The sequence below is a fragment of the Cellulomonas denverensis genome (genome assembly GCF_012396125.1).
Classification (GTDB): domain Bacteria; phylum Actinomycetota; class Actinomycetes; order Actinomycetales; family Cellulomonadaceae; genus Cellulomonas; species Cellulomonas denverensis.
In genome coordinates this window covers 231132-253405 of sequence record NZ_JAAXOX010000003.1, presented here as the reverse complement: position 1 = coordinate 253405, position 22274 = coordinate 231132, and the positions used below count along the sequence as shown (strand labels likewise).

General features: G+C 71.7%; 18 protein-coding genes. 8 read left to right on the top strand and 10 right to left on the bottom strand.

Annotated elements, in window-relative coordinates; all coding sequences use genetic code 11:
- Positions 1-118: 118 nt before the first annotated feature.
- Together HGA03_RS07945 and HGA03_RS07940 are read left to right on the top strand one after the other, a co-directional pair.
- Complete coding sequence (locus HGA03_RS07945; RefSeq protein ID WP_168629719.1) at positions 119-613, top strand: GNAT family N-acetyltransferase; 495 nt, start codon at positions 119-121, stop codon at positions 611-613.
- A 69-nt stretch (positions 614-682) separates the two neighbouring features.
- Positions 683-2038 (top strand): NAD(P)/FAD-dependent oxidoreductase, encoded by a 1356-nt coding sequence (locus HGA03_RS07940; RefSeq protein WP_168629718.1) that lies wholly within the window; start codon positions 683-685, stop codon positions 2036-2038.
- Here the strand turns inward: HGA03_RS07940 and smpB are convergent.
- From smpB to prfB, 5 genes are all read right to left on the bottom strand, one after another.
- Entirely contained in the window at positions 2035-2505 is a 471-nt protein-coding gene (gene smpB, locus HGA03_RS07935; RefSeq protein WP_168629717.1) for an SsrA-binding protein SmpB, read from the bottom strand. The genes HGA03_RS07940 and smpB overlap by 4 nt on opposite strands.
- A 76-nt stretch (positions 2506-2581) precedes the next feature.
- Positions 2582-3946 carry a peptidoglycan DD-metalloendopeptidase family protein gene (locus HGA03_RS07930; RefSeq protein WP_168629716.1) on the bottom strand — a complete coding sequence of 455 codons (1365 nt, stop codon included), beginning with the start codon at positions 3944-3946 and terminating at the stop codon, positions 2582-2584.
- Positions 3947-3950: 4 nt separating this feature from the next.
- Positions 3951-4868, bottom strand: a complete 918-nt coding sequence (gene ftsX / locus HGA03_RS07925) for a permease-like cell division protein FtsX (protein WP_168629715.1) — start codon at positions 4866-4868, stop codon at positions 3951-3953.
- A 10-nt stretch (positions 4869-4878) separates the two neighbouring features.
- The gene (gene ftsE, locus HGA03_RS07920; RefSeq protein WP_168629714.1) at positions 4879-5568 is read right to left on the bottom strand and encodes a cell division ATP-binding protein FtsE; all 690 of its coding nucleotides are present in this window, start codon (positions 5566-5568) and stop codon (positions 4879-4881) included.
- Positions 5569-5723: 155 nt separating this feature from the next.
- Positions 5724-6842, bottom strand: coding sequence for a peptide chain release factor 2 (gene prfB, locus HGA03_RS07915; RefSeq protein ID WP_168629713.1), 1119 nt, complete (start codon positions 6840-6842; stop codon positions 5724-5726).
- Positions 6843-6896: 54 nt separating this feature from the next.
- On the opposite strand from prfB, the gene HGA03_RS07910 reads away from it, so the two are divergent.
- Entirely contained in the window at positions 6897-7808 is a 912-nt protein-coding gene (locus tag HGA03_RS07910; protein WP_168629712.1) for an aldose 1-epimerase family protein, read from the top strand.
- A 4-nt stretch (positions 7809-7812) separates the two neighbouring features.
- Here the strand turns inward: HGA03_RS07910 and HGA03_RS07905 are convergent, their stop codons facing one another.
- From HGA03_RS07905 to HGA03_RS07885, 5 genes are all read right to left on the bottom strand, one after another.
- Positions 7813-9759 (bottom strand): Tle-like phospholipase domain-containing protein, encoded by a 1947-nt coding sequence (locus HGA03_RS07905; protein WP_168629711.1) that lies wholly within the window; start codon positions 9757-9759, stop codon positions 7813-7815.
- 35 nt (positions 9760-9794) lie between these two features.
- Positions 9795-10700 (bottom strand): hypothetical protein, encoded by a 906-nt coding sequence (locus tag HGA03_RS07900; protein WP_168629710.1) that lies wholly within the window; start codon positions 10698-10700, stop codon positions 9795-9797.
- A 256-nt stretch (positions 10701-10956) separates the two neighbouring features.
- Positions 10957-11817 (bottom strand): M15 family metallopeptidase, encoded by an 861-nt coding sequence (locus tag HGA03_RS19305; protein WP_168629709.1) that lies wholly within the window; start codon positions 11815-11817, stop codon positions 10957-10959.
- 180 nt (positions 11818-11997) lie between these two features.
- The gene (locus HGA03_RS07890; RefSeq protein WP_168629708.1) at positions 11998-13068 is read right to left on the bottom strand and encodes a hemolysin family protein; all 1071 of its coding nucleotides are present in this window, start codon (positions 13066-13068) and stop codon (positions 11998-12000) included.
- Positions 13065-14375 (bottom strand): hemolysin family protein, encoded by a 1311-nt coding sequence (locus tag HGA03_RS07885; protein ID WP_168629707.1) that lies wholly within the window; start codon positions 14373-14375, stop codon positions 13065-13067. Before HGA03_RS07885 ends, HGA03_RS07890 begins: the two co-directional genes overlap by 4 nt.
- A gap of 163 nt (positions 14376-14538) precedes the next feature.
- Here HGA03_RS07885 and HGA03_RS07880 point away from each other — a divergent pair, with 163 nt between their 5' ends.
- From HGA03_RS07880 to HGA03_RS07860, 5 genes are all read left to right on the top strand, one after another.
- A complete protein-coding gene (locus HGA03_RS07880) occupies positions 14539-15312 on the top strand; it encodes a response regulator transcription factor (protein ID WP_168629706.1) in 774 nt (257 codons plus the stop codon).
- On the top strand, positions 15309-16418 hold the full coding sequence (locus HGA03_RS07875) for a sensor histidine kinase (RefSeq protein ID WP_239073500.1): 1110 nt from the start codon (positions 15309-15311) through the stop codon (positions 16416-16418). Before HGA03_RS07880 ends, HGA03_RS07875 begins: the two co-directional genes overlap by 4 nt.
- A gap of 43 nt (positions 16419-16461) precedes the next feature.
- Positions 16462-17385: an ABC transporter ATP-binding protein gene (locus tag HGA03_RS07870; RefSeq protein ID WP_168629705.1), complete on the top strand. Its 924-nt coding sequence runs from the start codon at positions 16462-16464 to the stop codon at positions 17383-17385.
- Complete coding sequence (locus HGA03_RS07865) at positions 17382-18191, top strand: ABC transporter permease subunit (protein WP_168629704.1); 810 nt, start codon at positions 17382-17384, stop codon at positions 18189-18191. The genes HGA03_RS07870 and HGA03_RS07865 overlap by 4 nt, the downstream gene beginning before the upstream one ends.
- Before the next feature lie 275 nt (positions 18192-18466).
- Positions 18467-22258 carry a multifunctional oxoglutarate decarboxylase/oxoglutarate dehydrogenase thiamine pyrophosphate-binding subunit/dihydrolipoyllysine-residue succinyltransferase subunit gene (locus HGA03_RS07860; RefSeq protein WP_373307656.1) on the top strand — a complete coding sequence of 1264 codons (3792 nt, stop codon included), beginning with the start codon at positions 18467-18469 and terminating at the stop codon, positions 22256-22258.
- The last annotated feature ends 16 nt before the right edge of the window (positions 22259-22274 follow it).

The following is a 22274-nucleotide window of genomic DNA, read 5'->3' as shown; positions in this document are numbered from 1 at the left end:
CTCTCGGTAGGAACCACCTCGATCCTTCTCGCCCCCGAACTGCGGCGACCAGGGGGAATCCCCCCGAGCCGACCGGGGGAAACCACCAGCGCCGCGGCGACCGGGCATAGTGACCCCCATGCAGATCCGCAGCATCACCAGCGCCGACGCCGCCGCGGTCCGGGACATCTTCGCCGCCGGGATCGCCTCCGGGAACGCCACCTTTGAGGTCGCTCCCCCGGCCTGGACGGACTGGGACGCGGGACACCACCCGGAGCTGCGCTACCTGGCGGTCGACGACGACGACACCGCCCTGGGCTGGGTGTCCGGCACCGCGGTCTCCGCCCGCCGGGTGTACGCCGGGGTGCAGGAGCTCGGGCTGTACGTGGCCGAGCATGCCAGGGGCCGCGGGGTCGGCACAGCCCTGCTGCGGAGCGCGGTCGAGCGGGCGCCCGGCCTCGGGCTGTGGACCCTGCAGTCGACGATCTTCCCGGAGAACACCGGCAGCCTGACCGTGCACCGGCGGCTCGGCTTCCGGGAGGTCGGCCGCCGGGAACGGATCGCGCTGATGACCACCGGGCCGAGCGCCGGGCAGTGGCGGGACACCGTGCTGCTGGAGAAGCGCCTGGGGTGAACGCGCGCTCCCGGCGAACGGAACCTAGGGTCGAACGGGTTCGTTCCCCGACTCCGGAGGGCTTCTCCCATGACCCGCACCCGCCCGCACGACGTGGTCGTCATCGGTTCCGGCTTCGGCGGCCTGTTCGCCACCAAGGCCCTGGCCGGTGCGCCGGATCTGCGCGTCACGGTGATCGACGGCACCGCCCAGCACCTGTTCCAGCCGCTGCTCTACCAGGTGGCCACCGGGGTGCTGTCGATGGGCGAGGTCTCCCCTGCCACCCGCGAGGTGCTCAAGCGTCAGCGCAATGCCCGGGTGCTGATGGGCACGGTGACCGACATCGACGTCGAGGCCCGCGAGGTGGTCTCCACCAGCCCGATCGGTGAGCGCCGCACCCGCTACGACAGCCTGATCGTCGCCGCCGGGGCCGGCCAGTCCTACTTCGGCAACGACCGGTTCGCCGACCACGCGCCCGGGCTGAAGAGCATCGACGACGCCCTGGAACTGCGCGGCCGGATCTTCGGCGCCTTCGAGCTGGCCGAGCTGTCCACCGACCCGGCCGAACGCGCGATGCTGACTACCTTCGTGGTGGTCGGCGCCGGTCCGACCGGGGTGGAGATGGCCGGTCAGCTCGCCGAACTGGCGCACCGGTCGCTGCGGGACAACTTCCGCGGGCTCGATCCGGCGCAGGCCCGGATCCTGCTGGTCGACCCGGTGCCGGCCGTACTGCCCGGCTACCCGCGCTCCCTGCAACAGGCCGCCGCCCGCACCCTGGAGGGTCTGGGCGTGGAGCTGCTGATGGGCCACAAGGTGGTCGACGTGACCGAGGATGCGGTCGAGGTCGAGGACGGCGACGGCCGCCGGACCCGGATCGCCAGCCGGGCGAAGGTCTGGGCCGCGGGTGTCGCCGCCTCGCCGCTGGGCACGCTCCTGGGCGAGCGCACCGGCGCCGAGGTCGACCGGGCCGGCCGGGTGATCGTGGAACCGAACGGGTCGCTGCCCGGGCACCCGGAGGTGTTCGTGGTCGGCGACATGGCCTCGCACCAGGGCGTGCCGGGGGTGGCGCCCGCGGCGATGCAGACCGGCCGGTATGCCGCCGAGGAGATCCTCCGGGCGCACCGCGGCGAGCCGAGCGCCGGGCCGTTCGAGTACCACGACAAGGGCAGCCTGGCCACGGTGTCCCGGTTCCAGGCGGTCGCCCAGATCGGGCCGCTGCGCACCGCCGGCTTCGGCGCCTGGCTGCTCTGGCTCGGGGTGCACCTGTTCTACCTGGTCGGCTTCAAGAACCGCCTGACCACCCTGCTGCACTGGGCGGTGAGCTTCATCGGCCGCGGGCGCTCGGAGCGCACCTCGACCTGGCAGCAGGTGGTGGGCCGGACCGCACTGCGGCAGCGGCAGGCGGATCAGCCGACCGCGGGGGCGGCCGACCGGACCACGCTCTAGCGGTCCCGCTGCTCCCGCATCGCCCGCTGCGCCTCCAGGTTGTCCTGGCGCTCGCGCAGCGACTGGCGCTTGTCCCAGTCCTTCTTGCCTCGGGCCAGGGCGATCTCGACCTTGGCCCGGCCGTCCAGGAAGTACAGCGACAGCGGGATGATGGTCTGGCCCTTCTCCCGGGTCTTCGCCTCCCAGCGGTCGATCTCCTGGCGGTGCAGCAGCAGCTTGCGCTTGCGCCGCGGGGCGTGATTGGTCCAGGTCCCCTGGGAGTACTCCGGGATGTGCACGCCCTCGAGCCACATCTCGCCGCCGTCGATGGCGCACCAGCCATCTACCAGCGAGGCGCGGCCGGCGCGCAGTGCCTTGACCTCGGTGCCGGTCAGCACGACCCCGGCCTCCATCACGTCCTCGATGAAGTAGTCGTGCCGGGCCTTCTTGTTGGAGGCGACCAGCGCCCGTCCCGTCTGCTTGGCCATCGGCCCCTCCTCTCGCTCGTGCGTCGTCCGGCCCGACAGCCTATCCGGCGGCCCGGCCGGGCTCCGAGCGATTTCGCTACAGGCCCAGCAGTGGCCGCGGGTTCACCGTCGACCCGTTGACGTACACCTCGAAGTGCAGGTGGCAGGCGGCCGAGGTGCCGGTGTTGCCCGAGTAGCCGAGCAACTGTCCCTGGGACACCGACTGGCCCCCGCTCACCACGAAGGACGTCATGTGGTTGTACGAGGTCATCAGGGACGACCCGTTGTACAGCCCGTGGTTGACCATCACCTGGTTGCCGAAGCCGTTGCGCCACTTCGCCCACTGCACGGTGCCGGCCTTCGCGGCGTAGATCGGGGTGCCGCAGTAGGTGCGCAGGTCGATGCCGGCGTGCAGCCGGTAGTAGCCGAGGATCGGGTGCAGGCGCATCCCGTACTCGCTGGTGACGTGGATCGGGTTGATCGAGGTCGGGTTGCCGAACACCGCGCCGGTGACCGGACCGGGAGCCGGTGCGGGCTGACCGGCGGCGGCAGCGGCCTCGGCGGCCCGCTTCTGCTCCTCGGCGCCGATCGCGGCCAGCTCGTTCTCGATCTTGTCGGCCTCGGCCTGGATCTGGGCGATCTGCGCCTCGACCGCCGACTTCTGCGCGGCGAGCTGCTCCTGCTTCTCCTGCTCCTGGGCGATCAGGTCCTCGACCTCGGCCTTGCGGTCGGCGGCCTCCTGGCGCGCCTCCTCGGCCTGGGCGACCTTGGCGTCCGCCTCCTCCTTGAGCTCGGTGATCCGCTCGCGGACGGCGGTCAGCCGGGCCTGGCTGTTGCGGTTGTTCGCCTCCACCGCGGTCAGCTCGTCCAGCACCTGGCTCTGCGCCCGCTGGGCGGTGCTGGCGGCGGTGTAGCTCTCGGTCAGCTCCTCGACGCTCTGCGCGCCCATCACCAGGCTCAGCGTGCTCGACTCGGTGTCCCCGCCCTGGTACGCCTGCCGGGCCATCTGGCCGACCTGGGTCCGGATCTGGTCCGAGCGGGCCGAGTCCTCCTCGATCGTGGCGCTGATCGTGGCTTCCTGGTCCTCGGCATCCTGCAACTGGCTGGCGATCAGCGCCTGCTCACGCTCGTACCCGGCCAGGGTGGACTCCGCGGTGGCCAGCGCCTGCTGAGCGGCCGGCAGCTGGGCCTGCACCTCCTGCAGCGCGATCGCGGTGTCGGCGTACTCGGCGTTCAGGCCCTCCAGCGCGGCCTCGGCATCGGCCTTCTGCTGCGCATTCGCCGACTGCTTGTTCTCCGCGGCGGCGCGCTGGTCGTCCAGGTCGTCACCGGCCGCGGGACCGGCCAGCACCACGCCGGCCAGCAGCGCGAGCACGGCGGCCAGCGCGGCCGAGGCCGACCGGCGGGTACCGGTGACCGGCCGGCCGGCGCGACGGCTGCGGAACAGGCGGGTGTCGGGCATCGGATCAGACCTTCGTGTAGCGGCTCAGGGTGACCAGCGAGGAGATGGCGGCCAGCAGGATCGCCACCCCGACCAGCGCCGGGGCGAGCAGCCAGACCTCACGGGTGCTGACATAGGGCACCCACTGCAGGGTGCCGCCCAGCCAGTCGCCGATCACGTACTTGACCGTGGCCCACAGGCCGGCCACCGACAGCGCCGCCCCGATGAACGCCGCGATCGCCCCCTCCAGCATGAACGGCAACTGGATGAACAGGTTCGACGCGCCGACCATCCGCATGATGCCGGTCTCCCGGCGACGACTCATCGCGGACAGCCGGATCGTGGTGGTGATCAGCAGCACCGCGGCCAGCAGCATCACCGCCGCCAGGCCCACCGACAGCAGGGTGGCCCGGTTCAGCACCAGGAACAGGGTGTCGTAGATCTCCCGCTGGTCCTGGACCGTCTCCACGCCCTGCCGGCCGGAGAGCACGTCCGCGACCACCTGGTACTGCTCGGGGTCGGTCAGCTTGATCCGCAGCGACTCGTTCATGTCGTCCACGGTGATCACCTGCGACCAGAACTGGCCGGAGAACCGCTGCTCGAACGAGTCGTAGGCCTGCTGCTTGGTCTCGGTGTAGACGTGCTCGATGTACGGGGCGATGTCCGGGGCCTCCAGGGCCGCCATGATCGCGTCCTTCTGCTCGTCGGTGACCTCACCGCCGGCACAGGTCGGTTCCGGCGACTCCCCCGCCGGGCAGAGGAAGACCGACACCTCGACCTTGTCGTACCAGTCGTCCTTCATCTTGCCGATCTGCATCTGCAGCAGCGCGGCGGCACCGACGAAGGTCAGCGACACGAAGGTCACCAGGATGACGGAGATCGCCATGGACAGGTTCCGGCGCAGGCCGATCCCGATTTCGGAGAGGATGAACTGCATTCTCATGATCGACCCCTCACCGGTCCGAGCCGTAGACGCCGCGGGACTGGTCGCGGACCAGCTCACCGCCGGACAGCTCGATCACGCGCTTGCGCATCTGGTCCACGATCTCGTCGTCGTGGGTGGCCATCAGCACGGTGGTGCCGGTCCGGTTGATCCGGTCCAGCAGCCGCATGATGCCCAGCGACGTGGTCGGGTCCAGGTTCCCGGTCGGCTCGTCGGCCAGCAGGATCGCCGGGCGGTTCACGAAGGCCCGGGCGATCGCCACCCGCTGCTGCTCACCACCGGAGAGCTCGTGCGGGCGCCGCTTCTCCTTGCCGGCCAGGCCGACCATCTCCAGCACGTCCGGCACCGTCGACAGGATGTGGTGCCGCGGCTTGCCGATCACCTGCAGCGCGAAGGCCACGTTCTCGAACACGGTCTTGTTGTGCAGCAGGCGGAAGTCCTGGAACACCGCGCCGATCTGGCGGCGCAGCTGGGGCACCTTCCAGTTCGACAGCGTGGTCAGGTCCTTGCCCGCGACGAAGACCTTGCCGCCGGTGGGCCGTTCCTCCCGCAGCACCAGGCGCAGGAAGGTCGACTTGCCGGAGCCGGAGGCACCGACCAGGAAGACGAACTCCCCGCGCTCGACCTCGAGGGAGATCTGGTCCAGCGCGGGACGTGCGCCCCGGGCGTAGACCTTCGTGACGTTCTCGAATCTGATCACAAGCAGTGGGGGCCAGCGGTCGGGGACGGAGGGTGGTCATACCTGGCCTGTCGGCACGGTACGCAGCCCGGTGCCGTGACCCGACCGTGACACGCCGCCGGTTCGCTGTGAAGCGGACCGCCCGGGACCGGAATGCCCGAGTTGTCCCGGGTCGGTCAGCTCTCGGCCTGCGCCGACCGGCGCCAGCGGATCCCGGCCTCGATGAAGCCGTCGATGTCGCCGTCGAAGACCGCGGCGGTGTTGCCGACCTCGTGCTCGGTGCGCAGGTCCTTGACCATCTGGTACGGGTGCAGCACATAGGAGCGCATCTGGTCGCCCCAGGACGCCTTGATGTCCCCGGCGAGCTCCTTCTTCTTCGCGTCCTCCTCGGCCTTGCGGACCAGGAGCAGGCGGGACTGCAGCACCCGCAGCGCGGCGGCGCGGTTCTGGATCTGCGACTTCTCGTTCTGCATCGAGACCACGATCCCGGTCGGGATGTGGGTCATCCGGACCGCGGAGTCGGTGGTGTTCACCGACTGCCCACCCGGACCCGAGGAACGGAACACGTCCACCTTGATCTCGTTCTCCGGGATCTCGATGTTGTCGTCCCCGGACTCGATCAGCGGGATGACCTCGACCGCGGCGAAGGAGGTTTGCCGGCGGCCCTGGTTGTCGAAGGGCGAGATCCGGACCAGCCGGTGCGTGCCGGCTTCCACCGACAGGTGCCCGAAGGCGTACGGCGCCTTGACCTCGAAGGTGGCGGACTTCAGGCCGGCCTCCTCCGCGTAGGAGGTGTCCAGCACACTCGTCGGGTAGCCGTGCCGCTCCGCCCAGCGCAGGTACATCCGCATCAGCATCTCGGCGAAGTCCGCGGCGTCCACCCCACCGGCGCCGGCCCGGATGGTCACCACGGCCTCGCGCTGGTCGTACTCCCCGTTCAGCAGGGTGCGGACCTCGAGTTCGCCCAGGTCCTTGCGGATCGTCTCCAACTCGGCCTCGGCCTCGGCCAGGGTCTCGGCGTCGCCACCGTCCTCGGTCGCCATCTCGACCAGGGTCTCCAGGTCATCGATCCGGGCGGCCAGCTTGTCCACCCGGTCCAGCTCCGCCTGGGTGGCCGACAGGGCACTGGTGACCTTCTGCGCGGCGTCCGGGTCGTCCCAGAGGTCGGGGGCGGACGCCTGCTCGGTGAGCTGGGCGATCTTGGCCTGGAGGGCGGTGGGATCGGAGACCGCCTGGATCGTGCCCAGCGTGGAACGCAGGTCGCGGATCTCGGCGGGAAAGTCGGTGGCTGCCACGACGAACCAGGCTACCGTCCCTCGTCCAGCCCCGGTGACCGCTACCGTGTGCGCGTGAACATCCCCTTCCCCTCCGGACAGCAGTACACCCTGGTGCTGGGCGACCAGCGGGCCGTCATCGCCGAGGTCGGCGCCAGCGTCCGCGAGTACGCCGTCGGCGGCCGCGACGTGGTGCTGCCCTTCGCCCCCGAGTCGATCGCCCCCGCCTTCTCCGGCGCGGTGCTCGCCCCCTGGCCCAACCGGCTGGCCGACGGGCAGTACACCTGGCTCGGCGTCGAGCACCAGGTGGCGCTCACCGAACCCGACCGGGGCAACGCCCTGCACGGCCTGGTCGCCCAGGTGCGCTGGACCGCGGTGCAGACCGGCGAGGCGGCGGTCACCCTGCGGCACGACCTGGTGCCCACGCAGGGCTACCCGTTCCCGCTGCGGCTGGAGGCGGAGTACACCCTGACCGCCGACCGGGGCCTCACCCTGCGGGTCGCCGCCACCAACCTCGGCGACCGGCCCGCGCCCTACGGTGTCGGCTTCCACCCCTGGCTGTCCCCCGGCGACGCCACCGTCGACGACTGCACCCTGCGGGTCGACGCCGCCACCATCGTGACCGTCGACGACCGGCTGCTGCCCACCGGCACCGCACCCCTGACCGGGGCCGACGACCGGCGCACGCCGCAGCCGCTGGCCGGGGTCGCCCTGGACGACGCGTTCCTGGACGTCAACCGGGACGCCGACGGGCTGGCCTGGATCGTGCTCGGCTCCCCGGACGGCCACGGCGCCGCGGTGTGGATGGACGGGTCGATGGACACCTGGCAGGTCTGCACCGGCAACGGCATCCCGGCGATCAACCGCCGGGGGGTGGCCGCCGAGCCGATGAGCTGCATCGCCGACGCGTTCCGCACCGGCGAGCGGCTGATCCGGATCGAGCCCGGCGCCGCGCACACGGTCACCTGGGGGATGACGCTGGTCTGAGTCGTCAGGTCACCATCTCGGTGACGTTCGCGCTCATGGTGGCCAGGTCGGTGCGCAGGTCGCCGGCGCGATCGGCGAGGGCGTCGATCAGCTCGGCCTGGTGGTCGCCGAGCTGGTGACCGACCTCGGCGAAGGACAGTTCCGAGCGGTCGGTGAGCGAGCGGACCTTGAGCAGGGCGTGGTACGCGGACTCGATCTCGGTGTCGGCGAACAAGGACGCCTCCAGGTAGTCCGCGAACGCGCGCACCAGGACCGGGAGCTGGGCCAGGACGTCCTGGACCTGCCAGATCCGGCTGCGGGCATCGCCGAGTTCGCCCAGGATGTCGCCGGCGGTCCGGTTGAACGCGCGGCGGAACTCGGCCAGGTCGTCCCCGTTGCCCGTGACCGCGGCGCCGACCAGCAGCGCGGGGCTGTAGGAGGCGACGTTCAGGGCGACGGTGACCTGGGTGCAGGCGTTCTCCAGGGCGATGATCGCCAGCAGGGACTGGGTCAGGGCCGCTTCCAGGGCGAGCATCAGGCCGGTGGCCAGCCCGGTGCCGAGGGTGCCGACCAGATCCCCGGCGATCTCTTGGCGCCGGTCGACGATCTGTTGCAGGCCGCGTTTGGCCACCGACTCCTCGATCCGGGAGACCGCACCGGCCGGCCAGGAGGGCGCCGCCCGCAGCGGAACCGGGGCCGAGGGTGCCCGGCCGGCGGCGATGTCGGCGGCCACCTGGGCGTCGGCCGCGGTGAGCGCCGCGTGTGCGGACAGGGTCATCTTCTGGAAGGTCACCCACTTGCGGTCGGCCAGGGCCCGCCCGCGCTCGAACTGCCCGAGTTCGACCACCAGCCCGTCGGTGATCTCCTGGGATCCCAGCCGGAACAGATCCCGGTCGCGTTGCCACGCCCAGTCCGCCGCCGCCTCGACGCTCACGTCCCCCGCCTGCTGCACCTGCGCGACCAGCCGCGTGATCTGGTCACCCACCTCCGCCAACAGCCAGCCGCACACCGGGCGGGCCACCGGCGGGACCGGCAGCCGAAGCCAGGCCCGGCGCACCGACTCCTCGACCCCGGCGGCGAGCCGTCCGATCAGTTCCCGGACCGGGGCGTACCACTCGACGGCCTGTTCCTGGAACTGCCGGCGGCACTTCTCCTCCCGGACCGGGATCTGCGCGCGGTAGGACGCCAGCCGCTCCCCGGCGCGATCGAGCTCGGACCGGGACACCTCGAGCAGGTTCTCGCGCTGGGCGCCCAGCCCGCGGGCCATCAGGACCAGGGCGTCGCCGGTCACCCGGATCCGCCCACCGAAGCCACCGGCACCGACCACCAGGTCCTGGTGGAACAGGGAGAACGGCACCGCCATGCTCGCGTTGTACGGCGAGGCCTCCCGGTCGCTGCCGATGTGGTGCTCGACGGCGAACCGCAGCTGCGCGCTGCCGCCCTCGAACCACTCGATCCGGCCCGCGATCCGGTCCGTCAACCGCCCGGCACTCAGCGCCCGGTACAGCGGATCGAGCGTGGAGATGTAGTTCGTGATGTTGCGGGCCTTGAGACCGGACACATGCGCGGGCACCGGCGCCGGGTTCACCGTCACCGCCTGGATCGACGGGTCCAGCAGTGCGACATAGGCGGCCAGCCCACCACCGAGGGAGTTGCCGCACACCGAGTCCACCCGGCCGTGCCGCCCGGCGACGTCGGCGACGTACGCCACCGCCGCCGCGTACTGCGAGGGGGTCACCGCGGTCACCAGCATGCCGTCGGTCGCCACATCCGTGCTGCCGTTCGTGCCCTGGAACGCCACCGTGATCTCCCGGGTGTCCGGGTTCTGCAGCACCAGCGCGTCCAGACCGGTCGCCGGGTCGACCGTGAACTCCACCACCGTGAAGTCCCGGCCATTGATTGTGACGGTGAGGGTCTCTTCCTCGTCGGGGCGCTTGTACAGGTCCGGGTCGTAGGCGGCTCGGCTGGACATGTCCATCAGGTCCGCGTGACTCGTCGGCCCCCCGCTCACCGGACCGTCCCCCCATCCACGGTCTCCTGGACGAAGACACCATTGATCCCCGTGCCCCAGCGGATGCTCACGTAGTGGTGAAAGTCGCCACCGTCTCGGGTCATCAGGTTCGACCCCACCCCGATGCTCCACCAGGTGAACCCCTGGATCGGCAGGGCGTGGTGGATGTGGTCGACGATCTCGCGCACCTGGCCGACCTCGAACTCGTAGTCGGGGTCCTTCGCGATCAACTGGATCCCGATCGCCAGGGTCAGTCCGGGGTCGGCCCCATCGACGATCGCCCGCCATTCCGCGTCGCTGCCGGCAGGGTTGGCCAGATACGCCTCGTACAGCCGCTGCTCGATGGCGTCCCGTGCCGGTTTCGTCTCATGATCCCCGGTGTCGTACCGGATCCCGGCGTGAGTGCCGCTCCCCGTGCCACCCAGCCACATGTCCCTCGCGGGGAGGTCCACCCCGAACTGCGGATACTGCTCCGCCAGCCACGCCCCGACCTGGTCGATCTCGGCCCGGTATGCCATCCGGAACAGCCCGGACGCCGTGCGCGAGCGGACCTGCTCCTCGGAGTACGTCTCGATGTCGGCCTCGCTGTGTACCCGCGCATCCGGCCCAACGGTGACGAACACCGAGTCGGCCACGATCGGTTCCGTCGTCGTCCGGAAACTCACCTTGATCGCGTCGTACGGGTACGGGGCACCGACAGTGCCCATCTCCACCGGCCGGCCGAACGTCCGCTCCAGATAGGGCTGCACCACCGAGTAGATCTGCTCCCGGTTCGCGAGCGCCTTGCGCTGCAACTCCGTGTTGAGCCACCACTCGGGTGCCTCATAACCCAGGCGATCCTTCTCCTCCGCCGTCACCAGCTCCGGCGGCTCGGGCGTGCTCGACGCCGACACCTGATCCATCAGCCCACATCCCCCCAGGAGAACCAGGAGTGCGATGGCGCAGCTCAGCCGTCTGAACCGTTCCCGGCGATTCCGTCCCATGACCACATCCCCTGCCGACGCGCTCTGCGAACGATCGGCACGCTAGGGAAGGGTCGTCGGGCAGCGGAGAGCTACCGCGAAGATTGCGTGGTCGGCCGCCACAACGAGGTGGTGGGCGGGCCCGGTGGTGGCCGTGCGGGCGGGCGCTGAGTGCTGACGCGCTCAGCGGCGGGGGTCACTCCCCGTAGTAGAACCCGTCGGTCTGCACCTTGGTGTACTCCCAGTGCCAGCGCTCGTACGGGCCGGAGCCGCCGGGCTTGGCCCAGGCCGGGTTCTCCCAGCCGAAGGTCGCGGCGTTCTCGTTCAGCCACTCCCACTGCACACCGCTGGTCAGGCCGGAGCAGAAGTCGACCGCCAGGCCGAAGCCGTGGTTGGACTTGCCGGTGGCGGCGGCCAGCGAACCGCGGGACGCCTTGACCGCGCTCTGCTGGGCGAGGGTGCGGTAGCCGGAGGACAGGCACATGTCGGAGCCGAAGCGGGCGACGTACATCGCGTTCAGCTCGGCGAGCGCGGTGGCGGCGTCGGCGCGCAGCTGGGTGCCGCCGTCCCACAGGGTGCACAGGTCGGCCGACGGCAGCTGGCCGTTGGCGGCGTTCGGGGTGCTGACGTCACCGGTGCAGCCGGGCAGGATCTCCCGGTCGGCGCCACGGCTGGCGGCCACCTCGCTACGCACCACCGAGGCGTCGGTGGACAGCAGGGACGAGGGCGGGACCAGGGAGGCCGACGGGGTGCCGGTCAGGGCCTCGACGGTGCTCGGGAGCACGGCGTCGTCGGCGGTGGACTCGCCGGTGGCGGCCACCGAGCGGTCCTGCTGCTGGCTGAGCGGGACGGCCACGGTGACGGCGGCCAGGGTGACCAGGACACCGGTGCGGACACCCCAGCGGGCGGCGGGGTGGCCCTGGCGGGCGACGGTGGTCTCACCGGCGGGAGCGGTGGGTCGACGGCTGGAGCGCCGGCTCGATGCCTGCTCCGCCTCTCGCAGCTGCCGACGGGTCGCCGGGGTGGCGGTGTCGGCGGGCGCGATCTGCGACGCCACGGGTCCTCCGATGTTCTGCGGACATGGGGCACCCCGGGAGGCCCGGACACAGGACAAGCCTGCGGGAGGGTTCCGGGGGAACGATCACGGAACAATAACGGCTCCAGGGGCCCCGTTCCAAGACCCCTGGCAGGATCGGTTGTCCGAGATGCCTGATCCGTCCACCATCCCGCCGGGCGCTCAGCGCGGCGGGACCCGGAGATGACCCCGCTGCATCGCGTCCCGCACCTCGCCGACCAGCTCTTCCAGGATGTCCTCCAGGAAGACGGCACCGATGACGCTGCTGTGACCTGATTCACCCGTCTGCACCACCCGGGCCACGTGCACCCCGGAGCGCTGCATCGCGGCCAGCGCCTCCTCCACCTCGTCCCCGGGGGCGACCACCGCGGTGGTCCGGACCCGCCAGGTGGGCACCGGCAGCCGCCGCGACTCGCCGTCGGCGTACAGCACATCCTTCACGTGCAGGTACCCGGTGGGGTCGCCGGCGCGGTCCAGCACCGGGAACCGGCTGTAGCCGGTCTTGGCGACCAGCCGCTCGACCTCCTCCGGAGTGACGTCCTGTGGCACGGTGACCAGCTGGTCACGGGGCACCATCACCTCGGCGGCGGTGCGGTCGGAGAACTCCAGGGCGCCGGACAGCAGCCCCTGCTCGTCCTCCAGCAGCCCCTCGGCCTGGGACTGCTCGACGATGGACTGCACCTCCTGCGCGGTGAAGGCGGAGGCCACCTCGTCGCGGGGGTCCACCCGGAACAGGCGCAGCACGTGGTTGGCCAGCCAGTTCAGCGCGGTGATGATCGGCTTGACCACCCGGCCGAGCCAGACCAGCGGCGGGCCGAAGATCAGCACCGCACGGTCCGGGCCGGACACCGACAGGTTCTTCGGCACCATCTCGCCCAGGACCACGTGCAGGTAGACCACCAGCAGCAGCGCCACCACGAAGCCGATCGGGTGGGTGAGGTCGCTGCTGACGCCCAGGGCGTGCAGCGGCGCCTCGATCAGGTGCGCGATGGCCGGCTCGGCCACCACACCCAGGGTGGTGGAGCAGATCGTCACGCCGAGCTGGGCGCAGGCCAGCATCAGCGAGACGTGCTCCATCGCCCACAGCACGGTCTGGGCCCGGCGGTCGCCGGCGGCGGCCAGCGGTTCCATCGCGGAGCGGCGGGCGGAGATGATCGCGAACTCCGCGGCCACGAAGAAGGCATTGCCGGCCAGCAGCAGGACGGCCAGCACCAGGGCCAGGGTCGGGTTCACTCGTCCTCCTCCCGGGCCACGGCACTGACGACCACCCGGTCCACCCGGCGGCGTTGCATCGACTCCACCGACAGCCGCACGTCGCCGGCGACCACCTCGTCGCCGACCTCCGGCACCCGGCCCAGTTCGGCCATCACCAGACCGCCCAGCGTCTCGTAGCGGGCGTCGTCCGGGACCACCAGACCGGTCTGCTCGGTCAGCTCGTCCGGCCGGAGCAGCCCGGAGACCACCCAGGCGCCGTCGGCCCGGCGGGAAGCGGCGGTGCGGCGGCGGTCGTGTTCATCCGCGACGTCGCCGACCAGTTCCTCCACCACGTCCTCCAGGGTGACCACGCCGGAGGTGCCGCCGTACTCGTCGACCACCACGGCCATCTGCAGGCCCTGCTCGCGCAGTTCGACCAGCAGCGGACCCAGGTGCACGGTCTCGGGCACCCGCGGGGCCTCGACCATCAGCGCCGCCGCCGGGACCTCGCCGCGCCGCTCGTAGGGCACGGCGATCGCCCGGCGCAGGTGCACCAGCCCGACGATGTCGTCGGAGTCCTCGCCCAGCACCGGGAACCGGGAATGCCCGGTCTCCCGGGCCAGCCGGATCACCTCGGTGGCCGGGTCCTCGCGGTCGACGGTGACCATCCGCTGCCGGTCGGTCATCACGTCCACCGCGGACAGCTCGGAGAACTCGATCGAGTTGGTCAGCAGGGTCGCGGTGGACTCGTCCAGCGTCCCGACCTGTGCCGAGCGCTTCACCAGCGCCGCCAGTTCCTGCGGCGAGCGCGCGCCGGACAGTTCCTCGCGCGGCTCGACGCCGAACCGGCGCAGGATCGCGTTCGCCGAGGAGTTGAACAGGCCGATCAGCGGCCGCAGGGCGGTGGTGAAACCGTGCTGCAGCGGGGCGACGAACCGTGCGGTGCCCAGCGGGCGGCTGATCGCGAAGTTCTTCGGCACCAACTCGCCGAACAGCATCGAGAAGCCGTTCACCAGGATCACGGTCACCACCCCGGCGATCGCCACCCCGGCGGCGCGCCCGAGCGTGCCGGTCAGCGCACCGCCCAGCAGCCGGTTCACCGCGGGCTGGGTGGTGTAGCCGAGCAGCACCGTGGTCAGCGTGATGCCGACCTGGGCGCCGGACAGTTCGGTCGACAGCCGGCGCAGCGCCTTGAGCACGGTGGTGCCGCGCCGGTCGTCCGGCCGGGTGTTCTTGGCGACCACCCCGGGATCGAGCGTGACCAGGGAGAACTCACTGGCGACGAACAGGGCGGTCCCGGCGGTCAGCAGCACGCCGAAGCCGATCAGCAGCCAGTCGGTCAGCACCGGTCACCACCGGGGGCGCGACGGAGGAAGCAGGAGCAGAAGGGGCCGGCATGATCGCCCCCGGGCTCGGTGGCCCGGGTCTGGCGATGCCGGCTACGACTTGAGCTGGGCATGGTCGCAGCATCATACGAAAACCTCCACACCGGTGTGCCACGCTGAGCCCATGACCTTTGCCACGCGCCCCGGAACCCCGGCCCCCGGTCAGGGGGGCAGCACCGCCACGGTGCTCGTCGTCGAGGACGAGCCCGCCATCGCCACCGCGGTGGCCCGCCGCCTGACCGCCGAGGGTTACCAGGTGGAGACGGTCGGCGACGGGCTGGTCGCGGTGGAGACCGCGACCCGGCTCCGCCCCGACGCCGTGGTGCTGGACGTGATGCTGCCCGGGATCGACGGCCTCGAGGTCTGCCGCCGGATCCAGGCCGACCGCCCGGTGCCGGTGCTGATGCTGACCGCCCGCGACGACGAGACCGACATGCTGATCGGCCTCGGCGTGGGTGCCGACGACTACATGACCAAGCCGTTCTCGATGCGGGAGCTGGTCGCCCGGGTCAAGGCCCTGCTGCGCCGCCAGCAGCGCGCCGCCCTGGCCGCCGAGCAGGCCAGCACCTCCGCGGGTGCCGAGCCGCCGGTGACCATCGGTGACCTGGTGATCGACCGCGCCCAGCGCCGGGTGCACCGGGCCGGCAACGAGGTGCACCTGACCCCGACCGAGTTCGACCTGCTGCTCGCCCTGGCCGCCAGCCCGCGCACCGTGCTCACCCGCGAGCGCCTGCTGGCCGAGGTCTGGGACTGGGTGGACGCCTCCGGCACCCGCACCGTCGACTCGCACGTGAAGGCGCTGCGCCGGAAGCTCGGCGCCGACCTGATCCGCACCGTGCATGGTGTCGGCTACGCGCTCGAGCCCGCCACCGGCACCGCGGAGGCGGGCCAGGAGTGACCGGGTCACCGCGCCGGGACCGCGATCGGCCCATCGCGGCGGCGACCTCCCTGCCCCGGCTGCCGGACGTCCGGCCGCTGGACCGCTTCAAGTCGCTGAAGATCAAGCTGGGGGTGCTGGTCGCCGCCTCCACCGCGGTGGCGGCGCTGCTGACCTGGTTCGGCCTGAACCGCTCGCTGGGCCCGTCGCGCACCTTCCCGGTGGTGCTGGTGATCGTGCTGGTGTTCACCCAGTTGCTGGCCCGGGGCATGACGTCCCCGCTGCGGGAGATGACCTCCGCGGTGCGGGCAATGGCGGCCGGCGACTACACCCGCCGGGTGCGGGCGACCTCCCGGGACGAGGTCGGGCAGCTGGCCGAGGCGTTCAACAGGATGGCGGACGAGCTGGAGCAGACCGACACCATCCGGCGCGAGCTGGTGGCCAATGTCTCGCATGAGCTGCGCACCCCGGTCACCGCCCTGCAGGCGTCGCTGGAGAACATCGTCGACGGGGTGGACGACCCGGACCCGGAGACGATGAAGGCCGCGCTCGCCCAGACCCAGCGGCTGAGCCGGCTGGTGTCCACCCTGCTCGACCTGTCCCGGCTGGAGGCCGGCGCGGTGGAGCTGAACCTGACCGACGTGCCGCTGCGGGAGTTCCTGGAGGAGGCGGCCAGCGAGGGCCGACTGGTCGGCGCGAGCAAGGGGCTGACCTTCCCGGTGGTGGTCGAACCGGAGAACCTGGTGATCCCCGCCGACCGCGAGCGCCTGCACCAGATCCTGGCGAATCTGGTGCAGAACGCGGTCCGGCACTCCCCGGTGGGCGCCCCGGTCCGGTTGGAGGCGCACCGGTCGGGTGGCTGGGTCCGGATCGACGTGGTCGACCAGGGCCCGGGCATCTCCCCCGATCAGCGCGAGCGGGTGTTCGAGCGGTTCGCGCGGGGCAACACCCCGGCGATCACCGGGCAGATCTCCACCGGCGGCACCGGCCTGGGCCTGTCGATCGTGCGCTGGGCGGTGAACCTGCACGGCGGGACCGTCGGCGTGGCGGACACCCCGGTGGGCTGCACCATGCGGGTGATGCTGCCGTCGCGGCGCCAGAGCCGGCGGACACCACCTACGGGCTGAAAGTCCTTGTTCTATCTCGGCTAGAACAGCTACGGTCGTCGGCATGACCTCCCCGGCGATCGAGATCCGCCATCTGACCAAGACCTTCGGGCCCGTGCGCGCCGTGGACGACCTCAGCTTCACGGTCGCCCCGGGCCGGGTGACCGGCTTCCTCGGCCCGAACGGCGCGGGCAAGACCACCACGCTGCGGATGCTGCTCGGCCTGGTCTCCCCCACCTCGGGCACCGCCACCATCGGCGGCAAGCGCTATGCCGAGCTGGAGCGCCCGCTGCGGACCGTCGGCGCCGCGCTGGAGGCGGCGGACTTCCACCCCGGCCGCACCGCGCGGGACCACCTGCGGGTCTCCGCCCCCAAGGCCGGCGCCACCGACGGCCGTGCGGACGAGCTGTTGGAGCTGGTCGGACTGGCCGGCGCCGCCAACCGCCGGGTGGGCGGGTTCTCGCTCGGCATGCGGCAGCGGCTGGGCCTGGCGGCGACGCTGCTCGGCGACCCGCCGGTGCTGCTGCTGGACGAGCCGGCCAACGGCCTGGACCCGGAGGGCATCCGCTGGCTGCGCGACCTGCTGCGCCGGCTGGCCGCCGAGGGCCGCACCGTCCTGGTCTCCAGCCACGTGCTGGCCGAGGTGCAGCAGACGGTGGACGACATCGTGGTGATCTCGCACGGCCGCCTGGTGCACGCCTCCACACTCCCGGAGCTGGTCGCGCTGGCCGAGCACCGGGTGCGGGTGAGCACCCCCGACCCGGCAGGGCTGCAGGCACTGGCCGCCCGGGCCGGCTGGACGCTGACCGCCGGGCCCGAGGGCAGCGCAGAGCTGTCCGGGATCACCACGGCCGAGGTCGGGCACGCCGCCTTCGCCGCCGGACTCGAACTGCACCAGCTGGCCGGCGTCGGCGGAACGCTGGAGGACGTCTTCCTGCGGATGACCACCGAGCATCCCGGCACCACGACCGAGGGGGTGGCCCGATGATCGACACGCTGCGCGCCGAGTACCGCAAGCTGGTGACCACCCGGATCTGGTGGGTGCTGGTGCTCGCCATGGTGGTCTACATGGCGTTCATCGCCGGGGTGATGGGCGTCGCGCTCACCCTGGACCCGGAGAGCTCCGGGATGACCACGGACATGCCCACCGGGCTGGACGACCGCACGATCGCGATCACGATCTACACCCTGGCCGCGTCGCTGGGCTTCGTGTTCCCGCTGCTGGTCGGCGTGATGTCGGTGACCGGCGAGTTCCGGCACCACACCATCACCCCGACCCTGCTGGCCGAGCCCAACCGCACCCGGCTGATCGTGGCCAAGATGCTGGCCAGTGTGCCGCTCGGCCTGCTGTTCGGGCTCGCGGGTGCGGCGGCGACCACCGGCACCGGCGCCGGGGTGCTGGCCGTGATGGACCACTCGCCCATGCTCGGCGACGGGGACGTGCTCGCGGTGGTGGGCCGGACCGTGCTGGCACTGACCGTCTGGTGCGTGCTGGGCGTGGGCCTGGGCTGCGTGCTGACCAACCAGGTGCTGGCGATCGTCGTGGTGCTGGCCTTCACCCAGTTCGTGGAGCCGGTGGCCCGGTTGCTGTTCGGCCAGGTCGACGCGCTGTCCTCGGTGGGCTCGTTCCTGCCGGGCGCGGCGGGCGAGGCGATCAGCGGCGGGTCGTTCTACACCCAGGCCGGGGCGGGCGACCTGCTGCCCGGCTGGGCGGGGGCGCTGGTGCTGATCGGGTACGCGCTGCTGTTCGCGGTGATCGGCCGGCTGACCACCTTCCGGCGCGACATCAGCTGATCCGGCGGGCCTGGTCGCGTGGTAGCCGCCACCCGCGGCCAGGCCCGGTCTTGACCTCTCTTGACGTCAAGACAACCCGGTACTGGCCTGGGGATGACACCCCCATTGACCTGCGCAGAGACGCCACCGGAACCACCCGGCGCGTCCACCCACTCAGGGGGGAACCAGCCCTCGGAACGACGTAGGGTGGCCCGGACAGTACCGGCGATGACGCGGTCCGATCGACCGCGGAGGAAGTGGGCGATCCTCGCGTGTCCCAGCAGGCGGATCCAGACGTGAACCGAGCCGATTTCGGCGCGAATGCGTGGCTGGTGGACGAGCTGTACGAGCAGTACCTCCAGGACAAGACCGCGGTCGATCCCGCGTGGTGGGAGTTCTTCGAGGGCTACCGGCCCGCGGCGCCGGACGCCACCAGCTCGGGCGCACCACAGAACGGGACCACACCACCCGGCGGGCCGGCCGACGCGGTCCCGGCGCCGCAGCGCGAGATGTCCGCGCCCGCCACCCCGACGGCCAAGCACCCGCAGGCCCAGGCCCGCACCGCCGACCCGGAGACCGCCTCCCCCGGCACCCCCGGGCAGGGCGCGGTGGCCGCGGACGTGCCGAACCCGCCGACCGCGCCGGTCGCCACCGCGCAGCCGGCCACCGCGGCCTATGCCGCCCAGGCGCGCTCCGACCAGCCGGAGCCCGAGCCGGAGCCCACCGAGGAGGTGACCAAGCTCCGCGGCCCGGCCGCCCGGGTGGTCACCAACATGGAGGCCAGCCTGGAGGTGCCCACCGCCACGTCGGTGCGGGCCATCCCGGCCAAGCTCCTGGTCGACAACCGGATCGTGATCAACAACCACCTGGCCCGCGGTCGCGGCGGCAAGGTCTCCTTCACCCATCTGATCGGCTTCGCACTGGTCGAGGCGGTGGGCGAGATGCCGTCGATGAACGCCTCGTACACCCTGGTGGACGGCAAGCCCGGCGTGATGAGCCCGGCGCACGTCAACCTCGGCCTGGCGATCGACCTGGCCAAGCCGGACGGCACCCGCCAGCTCCTGGTGCCCAGCATCAAGAAGGCCGAGACGCTCGACTTCGCCCAGTTCTGGTCCGCCTACGAGGACGTGGTCCGCCGCGCCCGGGGCGGCAAGCTCGGTGTCGACGACTTCGCCGGGACCACGATCTCGCTGACCAACCCCGGCACCATCGGCACCGTGCACTCGGTGCCGCGGCTGATGACCGGGCAGGGCGCGATCATCGGCGTCGGCGCGATGGACTACCCGGCCGAGTTCGCCGGGACCAGCGACGAGCAGCTGAACAAGATGGGCGTCTCCAAGGTGCTCACCGTGACCAGCACCTACGACCACCGGATCATCCAGGGCGCCGCCTCCGGTGACTTCCTGCGGATCCTGGCGCGCAAGCTGCTCGGCGAGGACGGCTTCTACGACCGGGTGTTCACCTCGCTGCGGGTGCCCTACGAGCCGATGCGCTGGGTGCGCGACGCCGGCCACGACCCGGACGCCGAGGCGATCAAGCCGGCCCGGATCGCCGAGCTGATCCACGCCTACCGCTCCCGCGGTCACCTGATGGCGGACACCGACCCGCTGGCCTACCGGCTGCGCAAGCACCCGGACCTGGACATCCAGAACCACGGGCTGAGCGTGTGGGACCTGGACCGGTCCTTCCCCACCGGCGGCTTCACCGGCAAGCCCCGGGCCACCCTGCGCCAGGTGCTGGCCCTGCTGCGCGACTCGTACTGCCGCACCACCGGCATCGAGTACATGCACCTGCAGGACCCGCGGCAGCGCAAGTGGCTGCAGGAGCGGCTGGAGTCCGGCTACGCCCCCACCCCGCGCGAGGACCAGCTGCGGATCCTGCGGCGGCTGAACGGCGCCGAGGCCTTCGAGACCTTCCTGCAGACCAAGTACGTCGGGCAGAAGCGGTTCTCCCTGGAGGGCGGCGAGTCCCTGATCCCGCTGCTGGACGCGGTGCTGTCCCGGGCGGCCGAGGGCGGGCTGGACGAGGTCGCGATCGGGATGGCGCACCGCGGCCGGCTGAACGTGCTGGCCAACATCGCCGGCAAGTCCTACGGCCAGATCTTCAGCGAGTTCGAGGGCAACCAGGACCCGAAGTCCGTGCAGGGCTCCGGCGACGTGAAGTACCACCTGGGCACCGAGGGTCAGTTCACCGCCGAGTCCGGCGCGACCACCCGGGTGTACCTGGCGGCCAACCCCTCGCACCTGGAGGCGGTCGACCCGGTGCTGGAGGGCATCGTCCGGGCCAAGCAGGACCGGATCGACCTGGGCGGCGACGGGTTCTCGGTGCTGCCGATCCTGATCCACGGCGACGCGGCGTTCGCCGGGCAGGGCGTGGTCTTCGAGACCCTCAACCTGTCCCAGCTGCGCGGTTACCGCACCGGCGGCACCGTGCACGTGGTGATCAACAACCAGGTCGGCTTCACCACCGGACCGTCGTCCTCGCGGTCCTCGCAGTACGCCACCGACGTGGCCAAGGGCCTGCAGGTGCCGATCCTGCACGTCAACGGCGACGACCCGGAGGCCTGTGTCCGTGCCGCCGAGCTGGCCTTCGAGTACCGCGAGCAGTTCGACCGGGACGTGATCATCGACCTGGTCTGCTACCGCCGCCGCGGGCACAACGAGGGCGACGACCCGTCGATGACCCAGCCGCTGATGTACAACCTGATCGAGGCCAAGCGCTCGGTGCGCAAGCTCTACACCGAGGCGCTGGTCGCGCGCGGGGACATCACCCTGGAGGAGGCCGAGCACGTCCTGCAGGACTACCAGGCCCAGCTCGAGCGGGTGTTCGCCGAGACCCGGGAGGACGGCTGGACCCCGCCGCCCGCCGACGCCGAACCGGTCGCCGGCCTGGAACGCCCGGAGTCCCAGCGCGAGGACGCCGGCGTGATCATCGGCTGGCAGACCGCCGTCCCGGCCAAGGTGCTGGAGCGGATCGGCGCCGCCCACGTCCGGGCACCCGAGGGCTTCACCGTGCACCCGAAGCTGGCCCAGCTGCTGGCCAAGCGGGAGCAGATGTCCCGCGAGGGCGGCATCGACTGGGGCTACGGCGAACTGCTGGCCTTCGGGTCGCTGCTGATCGAGGGCACCCCGGTCCGGCTGGCCGGCCAGGACTCCCGGCGCGGCACCTTCGTCCAGCGGCACGCGGTGCTGCACGACCGGAACACCGGTGCGGAGTGGACCCCGCTGCTGTACCTGTCCGGCGACCAGGCGAAGTTCTGGGTCTACGACTCCTCGCTGTCGGAGTTCGCGGCGCTCGGCTTCGAGTACGGGTACTCGGTGGAGCGCCCGGACGCGCTGGTGCTGTGGGAGGCGCAGTTCGGCGACTTCGTCAACGGCGCGCAGACCATCATCGACGAGTTCATCAGCTCCGCGGAGCAGAAGTGGGGCCAGCACTCCAGCGTGGTCCTGCTGCTGCCGCACGGCTACGAGGGCCAGGGACCGGACCACTCCTCCGGCCGGATCGAGCGGTTCCTGCAGATGTGCGCCGAGGGCAACATGGTGGTCGCCCAGCCGACCACCCCGGCCTCGTACTTCCACCTGCTGCGCCGCCAGGCCTACGCCCGGCCCCGCCGCCCGCTGGTGGTCTTCACCCCCAAGTCGATGCTCCGGCTCAAGGCGGCGGCCTCGCCGGTCTCGGAGTTCACCTCGGGCACCTTCCGCCCGGTGATCGGCGACGACCGGGTGCGGGCCGAACTGGTCGACCGGGTGCTGCTGTGCTCCGGCAAGGTCTACTGGGACCTGGTCGCCCGGCGGGAGCAGAACCAGGACGACCGGACCGCGATCGTCCGGGTCGAGCAGCTCTACCCGCTGGACGGCGACGGGATCCGCGCCGCGCTCGCGCCCTTCGACGGCGCCGAGCTGGTGTGGGTCCAGGACGAGCCGCGCAACCAGGGTGCCTGGGGCTACCTCTCGCTCGCCCTGCCGCAGCTGGTCGGGACGCCGATCCGGGCGGTCAGCCGTCCGGCCTCCGCGGCCACTGCGGCCGGCACCGCGAAGGCGCACCAGGCGGAACAGGCGGGGCTGCTGGAGCAGGCCTTCCGGCGCTGAGTCCGGGCCCGTCGAC

Coding starts and splice junctions, on each gene's coding strand:
- HGA03_RS07945 (WP_168629719.1), top strand. CDS start 119: ATGCAGATCCGCAGCATCACCAGCGCCGACGCCGCCGCGGTCCGGGAC.
- HGA03_RS07940 (WP_168629718.1), top strand. CDS start 683: ATGACCCGCACCCGCCCGCACGACGTGGTCGTCATCGGTTCCGGCTTC.
- smpB (WP_168629717.1), bottom strand. CDS start 2,505: ATGGCCAAGCAGACGGGACGGGCGCTGGTCGCCTCCAACAAGAAGGCC.
- HGA03_RS07930 (WP_168629716.1), bottom strand. CDS start 3,946: ATGCCCGACACCCGCCTGTTCCGCAGCCGTCGCGCCGGCCGGCCGGTC.
- ftsX (WP_168629715.1), bottom strand. CDS start 4,868: ATGAGAATGCAGTTCATCCTCTCCGAAATCGGGATCGGCCTGCGCCGG.
- HGA03_RS07905 (WP_168629711.1), bottom strand. CDS start 9,759: ATGTCCAGCCGAGCCGCCTACGACCCGGACCTGTACAAGCGCCCCGAC.
- HGA03_RS07900 (WP_168629710.1), bottom strand. CDS start 10,700: ATGGATCAGGTGTCGGCGTCGAGCACGCCCGAGCCGCCGGAGCTGGTG.
- HGA03_RS07880 (WP_168629706.1), top strand. CDS start 14,539: ATGACCTTTGCCACGCGCCCCGGAACCCCGGCCCCCGGTCAGGGGGGC.
- HGA03_RS07870 (WP_168629705.1), top strand. CDS start 16,462: ATGACCTCCCCGGCGATCGAGATCCGCCATCTGACCAAGACCTTCGGG.
- HGA03_RS07865 (WP_168629704.1), top strand. CDS start 17,382: ATGATCGACACGCTGCGCGCCGAGTACCGCAAGCTGGTGACCACCCGG.